This window comes from Lysinibacillus sp. NPDC097287 (assembly GCF_044761695.1).
In the GTDB taxonomy this organism is placed as follows: Bacteria; Bacillota; Bacilli; order Bacillales_A; family Planococcaceae; genus Lysinibacillus.
In genome coordinates this window covers 64,454-80,464 of sequence record NZ_JBIWCX010000004.1, presented here as the reverse complement: position 1 = coordinate 80,464, position 16,011 = coordinate 64,454, and the positions used below count along the sequence as shown (strand labels likewise).

18 protein-coding genes are annotated in these 16,011 nt (G+C 36.9%); 12 read left to right on the top strand and 6 right to left on the bottom strand.

The genetic code is table 11. The annotated features are described in order from the left end of the window. Positions 1–186: 186 nt before the first annotated feature. Together nhaC and ACIQ2D_RS07750 are read right to left on the bottom strand one after the other, a co-directional pair. Complete coding sequence (gene nhaC, locus ACIQ2D_RS07755) at positions 187–1,569, bottom strand: Na+/H+ antiporter NhaC (RefSeq protein ID WP_402861915.1); 1,383 nt, start codon at positions 1,567–1,569, stop codon at positions 187–189. 401 nt (positions 1,570–1,970) lie between these two features. Next, positions 1,971–2,738, bottom strand: coding sequence for a sulfite exporter TauE/SafE family protein (locus ACIQ2D_RS07750; protein WP_402861912.1), 768 nt, complete (start codon positions 2,736–2,738; stop codon positions 1,971–1,973). Between the two features lie 453 nt (positions 2,739–3,191). Between ACIQ2D_RS07750 and ACIQ2D_RS07745 the strand changes: the two genes are divergently transcribed. The 6 genes from ACIQ2D_RS07745 to ACIQ2D_RS07720 all read left to right on the top strand — a co-directional run bounded on the left by ACIQ2D_RS07745 (position 3,192) and on the right by ACIQ2D_RS07720 (position 8,500). Next, positions 3,192–3,812: a DUF47 domain-containing protein gene (locus ACIQ2D_RS07745; RefSeq protein ID WP_402861909.1), complete on the top strand. Its 621-nt coding sequence runs from the start codon at positions 3,192–3,194 to the stop codon at positions 3,810–3,812. Positions 3,813–3,827: 15 nt separating this feature from the next. After that, positions 3,828–4,844 carry an inorganic phosphate transporter gene (locus ACIQ2D_RS07740; protein WP_402861906.1) on the top strand — a complete coding sequence of 339 codons (1,017 nt, stop codon included), beginning with the start codon at positions 3,828–3,830 and terminating at the stop codon, positions 4,842–4,844. A gap of 200 nt (positions 4,845–5,044) precedes the next feature. Further along, positions 5,045–5,743 (top strand): response regulator transcription factor, encoded by a 699-nt coding sequence (locus ACIQ2D_RS07735; RefSeq protein WP_402862606.1) that lies wholly within the window; start codon positions 5,045–5,047, stop codon positions 5,741–5,743. Next, positions 5,740–7,179, top strand: a complete 1,440-nt coding sequence (locus ACIQ2D_RS07730) for a HAMP domain-containing sensor histidine kinase (RefSeq protein WP_402861903.1) — start codon at positions 5,740–5,742, stop codon at positions 7,177–7,179. The genes ACIQ2D_RS07735 and ACIQ2D_RS07730 overlap by 4 nt, the downstream gene beginning before the upstream one ends. A gap of 6 nt (positions 7,180–7,185) precedes the next feature. Beyond that, positions 7,186–8,268, top strand: a complete 1,083-nt coding sequence (locus tag ACIQ2D_RS07725; RefSeq protein WP_402861900.1) for a LolA family protein — start codon at positions 7,186–7,188, stop codon at positions 8,266–8,268. Positions 8,269–8,278: 10 nt separating this feature from the next. After that, complete coding sequence (locus tag ACIQ2D_RS07720) at positions 8,279–8,500, top strand: hypothetical protein (RefSeq protein WP_402861897.1); 222 nt, start codon at positions 8,279–8,281, stop codon at positions 8,498–8,500. 81 nt (positions 8,501–8,581) lie between these two features. On the opposite strand, the gene ACIQ2D_RS07715 is transcribed toward ACIQ2D_RS07720, so the two are convergent. Genes ACIQ2D_RS07715 through ACIQ2D_RS07705 form a run of 3 tightly spaced genes read right to left on the bottom strand, consistent with a single transcriptional unit; the run spans position 8,582 to position 9,710 of the window. After that, the gene (locus ACIQ2D_RS07715; RefSeq protein ID WP_402861894.1) at positions 8,582–8,911 is read right to left on the bottom strand and encodes a YrdB family protein; all 330 of its coding nucleotides are present in this window, start codon (positions 8,909–8,911) and stop codon (positions 8,582–8,584) included. Positions 8,912–8,929: 18 nt separating this feature from the next. After that, positions 8,930–9,283, bottom strand: a complete 354-nt coding sequence (locus ACIQ2D_RS07710; RefSeq protein WP_402861891.1) for a DUF4260 family protein — start codon at positions 9,281–9,283, stop codon at positions 8,930–8,932. Beyond that, positions 9,270–9,710: a MerR family transcriptional regulator gene (locus ACIQ2D_RS07705; RefSeq protein WP_402861887.1), complete on the bottom strand. Its 441-nt coding sequence runs from the start codon at positions 9,708–9,710 to the stop codon at positions 9,270–9,272. Before ACIQ2D_RS07705 ends, ACIQ2D_RS07710 begins: the two co-directional genes overlap by 14 nt. Before the next feature lie 152 nt (positions 9,711–9,862). Between ACIQ2D_RS07705 and ACIQ2D_RS07700 the strand changes: the two genes are divergently transcribed. From ACIQ2D_RS07700 to ACIQ2D_RS07685, 4 genes are all read left to right on the top strand, one after another. Beyond that, positions 9,863–10,264: a YhfM domain-containing protein gene (locus tag ACIQ2D_RS07700; protein ID WP_402861884.1), complete on the top strand. Its 402-nt coding sequence runs from the start codon at positions 9,863–9,865 to the stop codon at positions 10,262–10,264. Between the two features lie 128 nt (positions 10,265–10,392). Next, complete coding sequence (locus ACIQ2D_RS07695; protein WP_402861881.1) at positions 10,393–10,899, top strand: sigma-70 family RNA polymerase sigma factor; 507 nt, start codon at positions 10,393–10,395, stop codon at positions 10,897–10,899. After that, the gene (locus tag ACIQ2D_RS07690) at positions 10,892–12,079 is read left to right on the top strand and encodes a hypothetical protein (protein WP_402861878.1); all 1,188 of its coding nucleotides are present in this window, start codon (positions 10,892–10,894) and stop codon (positions 12,077–12,079) included. Before ACIQ2D_RS07695 ends, ACIQ2D_RS07690 begins: the two co-directional genes overlap by 8 nt. A gap of 169 nt (positions 12,080–12,248) precedes the next feature. Further along, positions 12,249–13,700 (top strand): tetratricopeptide repeat-containing diguanylate cyclase, encoded by a 1,452-nt coding sequence (locus ACIQ2D_RS07685; RefSeq protein WP_402861875.1) that lies wholly within the window; start codon positions 12,249–12,251, stop codon positions 13,698–13,700. A gap of 71 nt (positions 13,701–13,771) precedes the next feature. Here ACIQ2D_RS07685 and purU read toward each other — a convergent pair whose 3' ends face one another. Then, positions 13,772–14,668 (bottom strand): formyltetrahydrofolate deformylase, encoded by an 897-nt coding sequence (purU, locus tag ACIQ2D_RS07680; protein ID WP_402861872.1) that lies wholly within the window; start codon positions 14,666–14,668, stop codon positions 13,772–13,774. 161 nt (positions 14,669–14,829) lie between these two features. On the opposite strand from purU, the gene ACIQ2D_RS07675 reads away from it, so the two are divergent. Both ACIQ2D_RS07675 and ACIQ2D_RS07670 read left to right on the top strand, forming a co-directional pair. Continuing rightward, complete coding sequence (locus ACIQ2D_RS07675; protein WP_402861870.1) at positions 14,830–15,345, top strand: sigma-70 family RNA polymerase sigma factor; 516 nt, start codon at positions 14,830–14,832, stop codon at positions 15,343–15,345. Further along, positions 15,332–16,000 (top strand): TIGR04104 family putative zinc finger protein, encoded by a 669-nt coding sequence (locus tag ACIQ2D_RS07670; protein WP_402861867.1) that lies wholly within the window; start codon positions 15,332–15,334, stop codon positions 15,998–16,000. Before ACIQ2D_RS07675 ends, ACIQ2D_RS07670 begins: the two co-directional genes overlap by 14 nt. Positions 16,001–16,011 lie beyond the last annotated feature (11 nt).

The following is a 16,011-nucleotide window of genomic DNA, read 5'->3' as shown; positions in this document are numbered from 1 at the left end:
AGATATTGTGAGAGTGAAAATGTTCAAAAAAAGAGGTTTTGATTCCAAATTGGAATATGTTTGAGGCATTTTTACATAGAGGATTCGGTTGAACATATAGAATGAATAGATAATAATCTGAATAATTGGTTAGGATAAATTTAAAAATGCCTACATAAGGGAGTTTCCCTAGTGTAGGCATTTCGTTTATTTCTCAAGTTTTGTTAATGTTTTGCCAGACCATCCAAATGCAATCGTTAAAATTGGACCGAGTAGACAGAAGAAGGTGAAGGGTAGGTAAGTAGTCGTTGGAATTTCAAGTACAGATGCGATGAAAATCCCGCACACACTCCATGGTACAAGTGGATTGATGACTGTTCCTGCATCCTCCATAACACGCGATAAGTTTTTCGGCGCGAGTCCAACTTTTGCAAACTGTGCTTTAAATGCTTCACCCGTCAGTAAAATCGATAAGTACTGCTCGCCGATCAGTGTGTTGACACCAATTCCAGTGACAGCAGCACCAGTAATGACTGAACCAGCACTAGTGAAAAGACTTTCTACTTTCGCTAATAGGCTTTGAATAATGCCAAGTGTGAATAAAAGTCCACCCATTGTTAAGGCTAGTAATACTAAGGCAATTGTCCCTAACATGCCATTCATGCCGCCACGCGTAAGAAGTGCATCTACTTCTTCAATACCAGTTGCTGATGTATAACCGCTAAACAACATATCGAAAACGCTTGATAGGGCAAGTGGTTCATTCACATAAGCAAGTCCAACACCAATGATTGAAACAACTGCTAATGAAATAAGCGCTGGTGCCTTGTAAATTGTCATGATCACAAGCACTACTAATGGCAGTAATGTATACCAATGTACAAGTCCTGTTGCAAGTAAGCCCTCTTTAAATTGTTCAACCGTTTCAAATGAAGCATTTGTACCTGTCGGTGAGATTATTGCGTATAACACAAAAGAAATCACGAAGGCAGGAATGGTTGTCCAACCCATATTTCTAATATGTTCGAATAAATCAACGCCGACCGTCCCGGATGCAAGGTTCGTTGTATCCGAAAGGGGAGACATTTTATCGCCAAAGAATGCACCTGAAACGATGGCACCAGCTGTAATTGCTAATGAGATATCCATCGCGCTCGCAATACCGATAAATGCGACACCAACAGTTGCGACTGTCGTAAGTGAGCTGCCGACTGAAATACCGACAATGCTACATACTAAAAAGACAATGGCAAAGAAAAAGCTAGGAGAGACAGTTGAAAAACCGTAGTAAATCAGTGTTGGGATTGTACCGCCCATCATCCAACTAGATATTAATATGCCGATGAAGAAGAAAATAAAGACAGCGCCAAGTCCAGCACTTGCGCCAGCGATCATACCAGCTTCAAGATCTCTAAATGAAACTTTTTTTATAAGTCCATATGCTATTAATAAAGAAATTACGAGTACAATTGGAATATGGGGTGTTGCTTTCAAAAGACTGATACTAATCCCCATTGTTAAAATAATTAAAATTGTTATGATGCAAGCCTCAAGAAATCGAGGGTTGCTCTTTGCTGCAATACGAAACATGATGATCCTCCTAAACACTTTTGCGCTTCAATGCGTTGAAGCATAAGAGTATTATAACACGCTCTAAATCTATGTCAATTAACTGAAAATTACATTTACTAGATAGATTTCGGGTGGATTAATATCTTGAGAGGGTAAAAGGGTTTTTATAGCAAAACAGCATTCTCTATTAATTGAGGTTGACAACAATCGTGAATGAAATTCAAGTAACTGGATCACATTATGCAAAAATAGATCATATCTCCAAAGAACAGATCACTCCGAGCAAAAACGGATTACACCTCAATAGAACGAAACACTCCGCAAGAAAAATCTAACAGATATAAAAAAAACAACTCCACTTCGTATTTGATCTTAATTTCATCAAAAAAGGGAAGCATCAATCTGCCTCCCATCTATCCTCAATGTGCACCGAAATAATCCCATGCATTTTTCACGATTAACGTGCAGGTAACGGCGATAAAAATATATCGCATCATCGTAGCATCGCGCTTTAATGCGAATTTCGAGCCTAAAATAGCGCCGAAAATCATCACGAAGCCCATAGGTAGACCGTATAAAAAATTGACTTCTCCTAAAACTAAAAACATCATAAGTGCTGCTAAATTTGAAGTGAAATTAAAAGCCTTTGCATTACCAGCAGCCTGCAAAAAATCATTGCCCATCATTAATAAGATAAAGATAAAAAATGAGCCAGTTCCAGGGCCGAAAAAGCCATCATAAAAGCCTATTGCCGCAAAAGCTACCAAAAAAAGTACTTTTTTTGTAGTGTTAAGTACTTTCTGTTCGGGATCTTGCCCCCAATCCTTCTTCCAAATCGTATAACTAGCTACGAGTACGAGCATAACTAACATCAGTGGTTTTAAAACTGATGGTGATACAAGGTGTACCGAATAGGCACCAATTAAAGAACCGATAAAAATAAACGGAAGAATTTTTCGTATTTTTTTAAAGTCCACTTTTCCTGCACGGAAAAATGTAAGCATACTTGTTCCATTACTAATCGTATTGGCCAGCTTATTAGTTGCAATGGCAGTGCTCGGTGGTAATCCAATAGCCATAAGTGCTGGCAATGAGATAAGTCCACCACCTCCTACAATTGCATTCAAAAAGGAAGCGATAAAACCAAAAAATAAAAGAATTCCAAGTGAAAGTAAATCGATGTTCATATGTATTACCACGCATCCTTTTTGATAAAGTCTACACAATCGCGCCATCCTGATGAGGTTGCTCTGACAAGCGCTTACCGGGTTTAAAGTGGCTCTGTTGCATATTTATTATAAGAGTACTGCGAAAGGTAATAAATAACAATGCAATATACCCATTTTAGAGAAGATGAATTTACAATTTCTTAACATTGCACGTGCTAAAAAAATAATGTTTTAAAATTGTTTTTATCTAGAATGTAGGAAAATATTGATAATTTAAGGGTGAACTTTAGTGATTGCAGCATAAATTCAACAAAATTAAAAAATAAGAATTGCTACTTTTAAAATGTGACGAATTTTATATTACAATATTGTAAATTTGTTTTTTGTGTTTAAAGTTCTGTAGACTTGTGTTAAGAATTTGTTATGATTATTTCGTTATTCGATAAAAACCTATTCAACTGGAGGAACAGCATGTTTAAGTCAAATAAGCAAGATCCATTTTTTCAAGCGTTACTAAAAATTGCGAAAAATGTCAATGAAGGTATTTACTATGCGCATAACGCACGTATTCACGACATTGATGCTCTAAAAGAAATTAATGTGACGATGAAACGTTATGAAACTGATGGAGATTCACTTATTCACGAATTAATCGTGATGTTGAATAAATCTTTCATGACGCCTATCGAGCGTGAGGATATTTTAGCGTTAGCCAACAAATTAGATGATGTAATTGATGGCATGGAAGGCTGTATCGCACATTTTGATATGTATAACTTAACAGAAGTTACTGAGCCGATGCGCCAATTCTTAACGTACATTGCAAAAAGTACGGATGAAATGGTACTCGCAATGGAATTACTAAACAATAAAAAACTTGTTGAAATGCGTAAACACGCAATTCAAATTAAAGATTATGAACGTGAATGTGATGAAATTTTCCGTTCTTCTATGAAACAGTTATTTATTCAAGAAAAAGATCCAATGCGTCTTATTGTATTTAAAGATATTTACGAACAATTTGAAGAAATTGCAGATATCTGCCAAACTGTAGCAAATACAATTGAAACAATAATTATGCGTAACGCATAAAATGGAGTGTACTAGATGAATACGATATTACTCATTACTATATTAGTCGTTGTTTTCGCATTAGTATTTGACTTTATCAACGGATTCCATGATACAGCCAATGCGATTGCAACGTCCGTATCTACGCGTGCATTAAAGCCACGTACGGCAATTTATATGGCGGCTATAATGAACTTTATCGGAGCAATTACGTTTGTTGGGGTAGCCAAAGCATTAACAAAGGATATTGTTGACCCTTTTAGTTTAAATGCTTATGACGGTGATATTACGGGGTCAGTAGTAATTTTAGCAGCCTTACTTTCAGCGATAACGTGGAACTTGTTAACGTGGTACTTCGGGATTCCATCAAGTTCTTCGCATACATTAATCGGTTCAGTTGCTGGTGCGGCTGTTGCTGCAGCAGGCTTCGATGTATTAAACTACGCAGGCTTTATTAAAATTATACAAGCCCTTATTTTCTCTCCAATCTTAGCGTTTGCAGCCGGATTCTTGATGATGTCTATTCTTAAAGTAGTATTTAAAGATTTAAATTTATATCGAACGAATAAAGGTTTCCGTATTACGCAGATCTTTACAGCTGCACTTCAGTCCTTTACGCATGGAACGAATGATGCGCAAAAGGCGATGGGTATTATTACGCTAGCGTTAATCGCGGGTGGCTTACACCAAGGCGAAGATATCCCATTCTGGGTACGTTTCGCAGCAGCTACTGCAATGGGGCTTGGTACATCTGTGGGTGGTTATAAAATCATCAAAACAGTTGGTGGTAAGATTATGAAAATCCGTCCAGTAAACGGGGTAGCAGCTGATTTAGCATCTGCTTCCGTTATCTTCGGGGCAACATTAATCCATTTACCAGTATCAACAACACACGTTATTTCGTCTTCTATCATGGGTGTTGGTACAGCACACCGTGTGAAAGGTGTTAAATGGGGGATGGCACGTAAAATTGTGACGACTTGGGTGATTACAATGCCAATCTCAGCCGCTATGGCAGCATCAATTTACTTTGTTTTAAGTTTATTTTTCTAATAGATAAAAGGAATGCACAAATTGCGTGCATTCCTTTTTTTGATTTTCGAGATTAGACGGATAGGAACCTCAAAGTGACGGATAAACTCAAATTTGCACTTGTTATTGCTGGAAATGCCAACTATGGTAAATATAAAGAAAGTGTAAAGTTAGGAAAATCATCATTTATACATAGTAAGGTAAGTGCAGGAGGAAAACTTATGGGAGAGAAGTTACTGTTAATTGAGGATGATATAGCGATTGGTCGTATTGTAAAAGACACGCTGACAAAAGAGGGCTATGTTGTTACTTGGGCAACGACTGGTCTCGAAGGGTTGGCAGATTTTCAAGCTGATGAATTTGATTTAGTACTTGTCGATTGGATGCTACCGGAAATGGATGGGCTCACAGTGTGTCAAAACATACGCTGGCAAAGCGAATTGCCAATAATAATGATTAGTGCGCGTAGGGAAGAAGCGGATAAGGTGGAGGGCTTACAGGGAGCTGATGATTATTTAGCAAAGCCTTTTAGCTTGGAGGAATTGAAGGCGCGTATTGCATCACATTTACGTCGTTGGCATCGTTATAACAAAAAAGAGACTGATGAGGATAGGTCATTTTTTGAATATGGCTTGAACATCAATTGGCAAAAAGAGCTTGTGACATTGAAAGATGGAGAAATCACTCTAACTCAAAAGGAATTTGCCCTCTTAAAACTATTGGCGAAAAATCCGAACCAAACGTTTACAAAAGAAGAATTATATCAGCACATATGGCAACAGGCAGGGCTTGAGGATACACATACGGTAACTGTACACATTAAGGCACTACGTGAAAAGCTGAAAGACTCTGTAAAAACGCCACATTTTATTCAAACAGTATGGGGCAAGGGCTACCGTTTTATTGGGGAGCCACTATGAAAATTAAATCCTGGCTACTTATCACTTTATTCATTGTGATGATTTTACCAATCGGCAGTGTGTATGGTTTATATATGTGGATTAACTCTTACTATCAAGACAAAAGCTTCGCTGAATATCTTGAGAAGTGGAGTGAACTTAATTCGCTTAAGGTAATGCTAGGCGACCCAACACTGTACAAAAAAAATAATGATTTTAGCGATGTAGAAGCACTTAGTAGTGATCAGATTGGTATTTCACTATACTCGGAAAACGGTTTTATTTTCTATAGCTCAAATCCATTGTCTTCAGGCTTTATTTCAAAAGATGCCCTGTTCAAGGATTTATTTGAATTTCAGCAAAAGTATAATGCTTTTATTTATAAAGAGCCTGTCTATCAAAAGGGTGAGCTTGTCGGACTTTATGAGATTCAGCTCGTTCGTACGGATTGGGTGCAGGGAGTTGAAAGGCGTTCATGGCTAGTGGCTGGAGGCACGATTGCTCTATTTATCGGTATCTATGGCCTGGTTATTTGGTGGCTACAGCGTAAGCTAAATCGGCCATTACAAGAGTTGATGCAACAAATGCGTGCTTTTGCAAAAGGTGCACATGTGAAGTCACATTTAAATATGCGTAAAGATGAAATTGGTGAGCTCGCACAAACCTTTCTTGCCATGCAATGTGAAATTGAAGCAGCTCGTTCACAATTAAAGAAAGAACAGGAACAAAAAGAATTGATGATTGCGAGTATTTCACATGATTTAAAAACGCCCTTAACAGCCATTCAAACCTATGCAGAAGGCTTGCAAAACAAGGAGCTTACTATGGAAGAACAGTGTGAATATAAAGAGGTCATTGTAAAAAAATCGGCTACGATGAAACAAATGCTTGAAGACTTACTCATGTATACATTGTTGCAATCAACAAACTATGATTTAAAGCTTGTTGAAGTTGACGGTGCTGAGTTTTTTGATATGGCTTTATCTGAATATGAGCAACTTTGTATCGATAAAGGCTTTGCACTAAACGTCATGTGCGATGTAGAAGGTATTTATGCAGTCCATCCGAAACAGTTACAGCGCGTTATTGATAACTTGATGAGTAATGCCTGGCGCTATGGTGAGGAAGGAAGTGCGATTGGGTTAGCAGCAGTAAATGCAGGAGATTATCCAATGTGGTGCTTTGACGTTGTGAAATCTGCGTTAACAAAGCGTGAGGGGATGTATATGATTGTCCAAAATAGTGGACTAGGTGTGAAAGAACAGGAGATTACAAGATTATTTGAACCGATGTATCAAGCAGATGATGCGCGTACGAAGGCAGGACAACGTGGATCAGGGCTTGGTTTAAATATTGCAAAACAAATTATAGAAAAGCATGGAGGTACAGTAGAGATGGTCTCGCAAGAGGGTGTTGGGACAGCTGTACTTTGCTGGCTTCCTAGACAAAGGGGATAGTAAAAAATGAAATGGAAAAAATCACTTCGCGCAGTTGGTTTAGTTACAGCGTTATCAATAGGACTCATTGCATGTAATACGGAATCTTCGTATTCACCTCAAGAAGTCGTTGCACAAGCATTACAAGAAACTAAAGAAATCAGTTCATATTATGCTGAATATACATTGGATATGGGTGAAATTGGTGGTAAAGCAGAAGTGAAAGAGTGGGTCAAGGACGGTAAGCGTCGAATTGAAATGACAACGGAAAATGAAGAGCATAATATCACTGTATATGATGGCTTACAAATGATTTCCTTAGATGTAGTGAAAAATCATGTCTTGAAAATGGAATTACCAGAAGAGCAGTTAGATGGACTAAACAACCAATCACCTAAAGAACAAGCAGAAATGATGCTAAATATGGTGAAGGATACGCACTCTATTTCAATTACAGGTGAAGAAAAAATAGGGGGGCGTGATACCTACCACATTGTTGCAAAAGCCAAAAAAGAGGATACTTTATTTGGTGATTTAGATGTATGGATTGATAAAAAAACATGGCAAATGCTGAAAATTACGACTATCAACTTCGGTAACAAAATGACGACTGAATATACAAAAATGGACACAGAGACCAAAATCGAGGATACGCAGTTTACACTTGATATCCCTGAAGATGCAACTGTTGAAGAGGTGAATTTAGAAGATAATCTTCCAGAAAAAGTTTCACTTGATGTGCTAAAAGAAAAACTTGGACAATTTTTAATGGTACCGGAAGCAGATGGTTTGCAGGTTATAAAGATTGAAGACATGCGAGTAGAAGAGCGCCCAGAGTTTGCTATTACCTATGTAAAGGATGATCTACCAGCCTTTAGCGTTTCAGTCTTTAAAATCATCGGTAATTACACAGAATTTGGTGTAGATTCAGCAGTGAGGGAAAAGGAAATAGAGGTGCGAGGTCAAAAGGGTACACTAATGGAACAGGGGGATTTTCGCCTCATTAGCTGGCAAGAAAATGGCTACCAATACAGCATCATAGCTGAAAATCCAGATCTAACTGTGGAGGATATTCTCGCTTTTACAGAAAAAATGACAATTGTTCAGTGAGGTGAGGAACATGCAGAAAGCAGGCTTTGTAAAATGTTTGGCCTTGTTTTTATTCAGTACGATTTTTTTGTACGGCGTTGGTGAGACGTATAATGTAGAGTGGCTTCAATTTCAAATATTAGCAGAAAGCAATGATGTTGGATTTAATATGAGTTTTAGTTCGCTCATTCCTGTGTTGGGTGGCTTGCTTGTTGTCGCGTTATACGAAATCGCACTTAAGCGGATAGTTTAGCTGAACACCTTATGAAAAACGAACTAGTCAAAGAAATCCACTCGTGAAAATGGAGTGGATTTTCACATGGTATGGTTAGATTTAGCGTTGATGAAACACAGTTAGTAAGATTTGATTGATGACTATTAACATTGCGAATACAGTCGCTAATGCAGGCTTTCCTAAGTAAAACAAAACCATTAAGGCCAAAGCAAATATACCTAGCTCAAGTAAAAACCTTGCTATGCCATTAATAGGTATAGTTGCGTGAGGAGAGCCGAAAACACCCCAAATTATAGCTATAAAAACAGGTGCACCGATACCTAAAAGTAACTTAAATCCATATCCTTTACCCACTTGCAATCCCCAGTAGGCTAGGGTAGCCAATACACATAACTCTAATAGAAAACGATATGCTAAATTTAATGCCATGAGATATCTCCAATACGGTTACGCTATTTTTTGTAGGTGAGTTTGTTTAAATGATTCTTTGTATTTCAAACCAAAGCCTAAAGCGCGATCCAAAAGAATGTGTGCCAGCCAAATTAGTGAGGTCATCAATAGTAGGGAAGATGTAAAAGTGAAGCCAACGAACATTAGAAATAGTGGTAAGACTAGGCTATGTACGATGTTATACAATAGCGCCCCGATTTTTGAGTTGAACAAATAGCCCAGCATACTGATATCAGGAATGAACAACAAGAGAAAGAATACTAGCAGTGAAAATTGAAAGTGCAAATAAACATAAAAGCATAGTAATAAAGCAACAAAATACTCAAGGTAAATAACTTTACGGAGAGACATAATCATCATTCCTTCCCTGTAAGCTTCTATACATAGCTTCAATTTGCAATGCCATCGCCTCTTTGTTTTCACCATACTTTCCTTCTGCCATTAATGTTTGTGCAAGGTGTAATGATTGAAGAGCCTTTTGATAAAAAATAATCTGCTGTTCGATTTTAGTAATCTTTGAGCTAAATAACTGAACAGTCTGTTGGTTGCAAGTGGCTGAAATTGGTTTTTGTTCTAATGCTAAAAGTTGTTGGATTTCTTGCAATGTAAAGCCTAATTGCCTTAGCACGATGATAAATTGTATATTTTTTTCACAAGCATCGTCAAAAATTCTGTAACCATTCTGTTGTCTTTTCGGCATTAATAATTTTTCTTTTTCATAATAACGGACTGTATCTGTCGGTAAATTGTATTTTGCTGCAAATTCCTTTATCTGCATGAAAACACCTCCTAAATTTATCCTAACATTGGAGTATACTCAAAGGTCAAGGTTTTATAAAATTAACTATTATTAATCTTGGCAATAAAATAAAATGAAGCTAATAGGTTGGTTGTGTAAATCTTTTATTTACATAGAGGGAAGTGTTTTGTGTGAAAAAAACGTTATTCTTAACGGTAATAGGCGTAGTATTCCTTGTGCTAACAGCTTGTTCAAATGGTGATAGACAGGATGGAAACTCGAAAGTGAAATCAATTACTATCCAAGAAATGATCAGCTTTAAAGAAACTAAGCGAAATTCAAAAAAGAAAATTTCGAATGTAGACGATGTTAAAAAGGTTGTAGATGCATTTAGTAATGCATTTCAAGAGCCAGGTATTGTAGATATGGATGATCCGGAATTTAAAGTAAAAATAGAGCGAGAAAGGTATTATCTTTGGTTCAGTGATGATGGTAGATCAGCTACGATTATGAATGTAGATGATACAAATACGGTATATTCAATGTCATCAACTGAAGGTATTCATAAAATTTTTCACGCTAAGTTAGAATGAAATGTTGAGTAGCTCAAGTTCTGTCATTGCAGTTGGTCTTTTTCTATTTTAGAGCTTCGTACGAGAGGCTCTTTTTTTATTGTGAAACGGTAGGAGCTTGACGATCGTTAATAGTGTAGGAGGGGGAGGTGAACGGCATTCTTGAAAAAATAATTGAAGAGTATGCAGAGCATTTACTGCGTTTAGCTTATTTTTACGTGAAAGATCGGCACGCAGCAGAGGATATTGTACAGGAAGTGTTTATCAAGTTTTCTTCGCAAAAGTATGAGGAAAGGGGACTTCTACGTGCGTATTTATCGACATTAACAATCAATTTAAGTAAGGATTACTTAAAAAGTTGGCATTATAAAAAAATAATATTACAGGAAAAATTATTCCCATTGCGTGCAAAATCTGAAAGAGATGCACTCTTAGAGGCAGAAGAACGTTCGCAAATTGGTGCGGCGATTCTTGAGCTACCTCTGCAATATAGAGAGCCGATATTGCTTTATTATTATGAGGAAATGAAGGTCGCAGAAATAGCGACTGTACTTGGTATACCCGAAAATACTGTCAAGACAAGGTTGCGTAGAGCCCGTGAAGCGTTGAAGCCATATTTAAAACAAGAGGAATGGGAGGTGTTGGTGCATGAATGATGTGAAAAAAGAGCTGATGAAGGTTGCAGGAGATATGACAACTAGTAAGGAGCGTGTAAAGGAGCGTGTACTCCATCAACATGACCTCAAGCAAAAAAAGCCTCTTAGATTTATTGCAATGAGTGCAGTAGTGACGTTATGTTTAGTTGGTTTTGTCGTTTTGCAATTGTTAGATGGGAATTCGAAGCGGACGACACAATTGTTTAACCATACACAGCTTACATACTTTGAAGACTTAGAGCGCATAATGTCGTTTAATTTTAAGGAAGAGCCGAAAGTGGAGGATGTTTATGCACGCTATGAGCAGCTACTAGCATCATATTATTATGCACAGTCCCTTGGGTTTGAGAGTACTGAAGAGGAGCTAGAAGCCGAGAAGTCACGACGCTACAAGGAGCTTCAAAGGTTGCCAGATGAGCCTATATTTGCAGTATTTAAAGACAAAGGATTAGACAAATATTTTGACATGTATATTGAGCCGATGTTACCGATGTTTGTTGCTGACAAACAATTTGAAAAGTTATATCAAGAAAAATACCCAACTTTCCCTGAATCGATGGTACGTCAAATAGCTGACCAAGATGCTATCCGATATTTTAATACGCAATTTGCTGAAGAGGCACTGTCCTTTCAAGAAGAACTCGGTTTGAAACACTATGTAAATATCTCAAATGGCTCAACTTTTGTTGGGACTATTGTAGAAGTCGAGGATAATGCCTTTTTATTTGTTGAAGGTGCTATTCCAGAGGAGTTAGAACAGTTGTCACCTAAAGAAATCATTGGAAAATATGAGAATGCTACCTGGTACCCGGTAGAAGATGGAGTTTCAGTGAGAATGGGTGAATATGTTGAGGTTTCATCATCGAGTTGGGTTTCAGAAAATAGCAACATCGAGCGCTATGGCTTGCTGCACAGCATGACAATTGTGGATCCTTCTGTGACAACTAAACTAGTGCTGCAAAATGTTAACGATGTTACACAATTTCTACAACAACTCAGTTGGAAAAAAGGTGAGACTAGTATCGTTCGTCCGCCTGATTATTCATTTAAAATCGAAGAGGTGCGTGTGGATATATGGATTACTCATGCCAAGACACTACGGTTACATTCGCTAGAATATGGTGAAGTCAAACTTGGTAATATAAGTTCAGAACAATTAAAAGAATTGCTAGGTATATAGAAATAACAGCAAGTCTCTTTCGGAGAGGCTTGTTTTTTTAGTTCAAAAGAATCGATAATAGGTTTAAATACTCATTATTTAACAATTAAAAAGGTATAAAGTATGGTAATATTTTTGTGGTTGATGTAGTATAAAAGGAATAAGAGGTTTTTAAAAAGGAGGAAGCGGTGTGGATAGGGAAGAATTTGAAGAACTATTTCTTACATTAGATGCATTATATAGCGCGAATCGCTATTTAGAATATATAGAGTTAAGTAGTGTTGCCATCGACAATGCTTATGCTTTAGGTATGTACGATCAAGCAATGCGATTGTTACGTTATCGATGTGCGAGCTATTTCCAAATTGGAGATTTGCAATTTGCTATTAATGTTCTAGAACAATACCGTGAACTTACCTTTAAATACGGCAATGATATTGATGTGATTCAGTATTATTCATTGGCCTCCATTTATTGGGGAACATTCGGCCATCGGAAAAAATCTGAAGAGCTTATGCTAAAGGGCCTTGAAATTGCTAAACGAATTGAACATGTAGAAAGTATGGGGAAAATTTATAATAACTTGAGTGATTTAGAGATTGAATTAGGAGAGTATAGTAAGGCAAAGGAATTTGCTTTAAAGAGTCTCTATTATTGCAATGCATTTGAAACCAAACATGTACAACCCTATACAGGGGTAATTCACCCAAAAACAAATTTAGCGATTGCACATATAGGATTAGAAGAATTTCAACAAGCAGATGGGTTATTGCAGGAGCTACTAGCCAATATACAAGCCCCGCCATATAGTAAAGCACAATTAGAGGTGTTCAATGCCTATGCCCTATTATGTGAGAAGCAAGGGTATATAGGTGAAGCGATTGATATGTACCAAAAATCAAAACACTATGCATTGCAAAACAATGATTTATCTTTGTTACAGACAATTTACAATTCATTAGTGAAGTTAATTGAGCAGCAAGGCAACAAGATTATACTGTGTGCTGTGCAAAAGGAATATATTAATATTTTATTGGAAATTCAAAAAGAGAACTATACACAAGTATTGTTTGAAATGGAATACAATGACCAGAAAAAAGAATTTGAAAGAACATCGTATATTGATCCTTTGACAAATATATATAATCGGCGCTATTTTGATGAGCATGCGGAGAAATTGCTCGAAATTGCCGCGAGTGAAAAGCAGCAATTGGCGTTATTAATGATTGACTTAGATCATTTTAAATCTATTAATGATTTAAATGGACATTTATGTGGCGATGATGCACTAGTATTAACAGCGACTACGTTGAAAAAGTTTTTTGAGCAGTATGAAGATTCGATTGTGGCACGCTTTGGTGGCGATGAATTTATTGTGCTGACCAAAATAATTGCGGGAGAATCTGAACAGACTGTGACAGAGAACTTATATGAGGAGCTGACATCGCTAGCTCTAACAGTAGATGAAGAAGTTGTGAATTTAGAATTTAGTATTGGAGTAAGCACAAATAATGACGGTAGAATCACTGAAGTTGGACAGGTCATCAAAAACGCAGACAACGCGCTGTATACATCAAAACGCAATGGCCGCAATCAAATTACGATTTATAATCCCTATAGTAATATTGGAAAAGGTAAATAACGAAACATAAAAAGCAAGTACTCGATTTTGGTATTGAGAACTTGCTTTTTAGTATTAAGTGAAGACCATTATTAATGGAAAACGATGGTCTTGTTACCTTGTACAATAATCCGATTTTCTAGATGCCATTTTACTGCTTTTATCAGTACACGTCGTTCGATTTGACGACCGATTTTTTTTAGGTCTGTAACAGTATCACGATGATCCACACGTTCTACATCTTGATCGATAATTGGCCCTTCATCTAAATCATTTGTTACATAATGTGAAGTCGCACCAATCAGCTTTACACCTCTTTTATGAGCGCGTTCGTAAGGATTTGCCCCGATAAATGCAGGTAAGAATGAATGATGAATATTAATGATGCGATTTTCGAAATGATTCACAAAATCAGGCGTTAAAATTTGCATATAGCGTGCAAGGATTAACAAATCTACATTGTATTCTTCGATTAAATGGATTTGCTCTGCCTCTACCTGCTTTCGAATCTCCTTATTTGCTGGGATATAATGATACGGTATACCAAATGATTCCACAATTGAACGAGCTTCTTCATGATTACTGATCACAACTGCGATCTCTGTATCTAAATCACCATTTTTCCATTCCCATAATAATTCCAATAAACAATGAAGCTCTTTAGATACAAAAATCGCTGTCCGTTCTTTTTTATGTAAATTATAAAATTTATATTGCATCTCATAATCTTCGGCAATCACTTCAAAGTCCTTTGCCATTTTTGCTGATTTCTCTTGGAAATTGTCACAATGGAATTCGATTCGAATAAAAAAAGTGCCATTCTCAGGGTCACTTGAATATTGGCTCGATTCAATAATATTAGCATTATAATTAAATAAAAATGAAGACAGCACAGCGACAATCCCTGGTTGGTCGGGACATTTTACTAACAAACGTACACGATTCTCTAACTGAGGGGATAAAACCTTTACTTGGTTATTTACGGGCATCTTTCTCAACAACTCCTAGTACAAAAATAGTTACTTTTTTACTTTATCAAAATAAAACATTATTTTCAAAAAATTAAGAGAGATTAAAAATATATTTGTTAAAATTGAATCGGAATGATGTTGGCATCCGTCAGTAGTGTAGAAAGTAGGTGAGGACGGCGATGGAAATAGAAGATGTCATTGCGCTACACGGTGATTATTTGCTAAAGGTTGCGTATTTATATGTGAAAAACGAGGCGACGGCAGAGGATATTGTACAAGATGTCTTTATAGCCTTTTATCAAAAAAAGGGGCAATTTAAGCAGGAATCATCATTACGTACATACTTGGTGAAAATGACAGTCAATCGCAGCCATGATTATTTGCGAAGCTGGAAAAGTAAAAGGCTGACTTTGTTTGAAAAAATAACGGGCAAAACAACATATCTAACACCTGAAAAAGAGGTGCTTATCAAATCCAGTAAGCGAGAGTTAGTAGAGGCATTGTTTACATTGGCGGTCCAGTACAGAGAGGTACTTATACTCTTTTATTTTGAGGATATGTCAACGGTAGAAATTGCGAAGTTCGTAATCTGTCCAGAAGCAACGGTACGCACAAGGCTTCAACGTGCGAGAAAACAACTAGCTTTGACAATCGGAGACTATGACTGGGAGGTGTTACGCCATGACTCGATTTAAAGAAGATGTGTTACGAGAGCTACAAGATATAAAGTTAACGGATCAGAAAAAACGTGAGATGGCACAAAAGGCACGCATGCAAAGTAAGGTAAGAAGAAGTGGTCAGTGGCAGTATCGAATTGTTCTTGCGACATTTACGATATGCGCAATTGGGTTTAGCTATTTATTTTCCCGAGATGAGGAAAATAAAACGGGTGGAAATCAAGGAGCAACGGTACAGCAAGAAACAGATACATCCAGTTTTTTTGCATTTATAGACCATGATGTGATGAAGGGATTACTGATACTAAGTTTTTTTATTTGTGCAACCTCTATTGTAAAGCACAAATTGAAAAAAAGGGGGTATGGTTTACCTAAATGTATCGAATGTGGGGGGGAATGGTCACACAAGCAAGCTCGTAAATTTTTTTGGGAAAACAGGAAAATCGAGTGTTCACATTGTGGGAAAAAGCAATATCGAACGAAAAAATCTGTACAATTAGGCCTATTATTAAATATTCCCATATCGATGATGGCCATTATGGGTAATTTTTTTGATAATTTTTTAGTTGGAATTACATTTTATTTAGTAAGTCTCTTTATTTATTATCATCAATTAGTTCCATATTTATTTGATTTACAAGAAAAAGATCCTACAAATGATCCGCTTTGGTAACTAATTTTTAC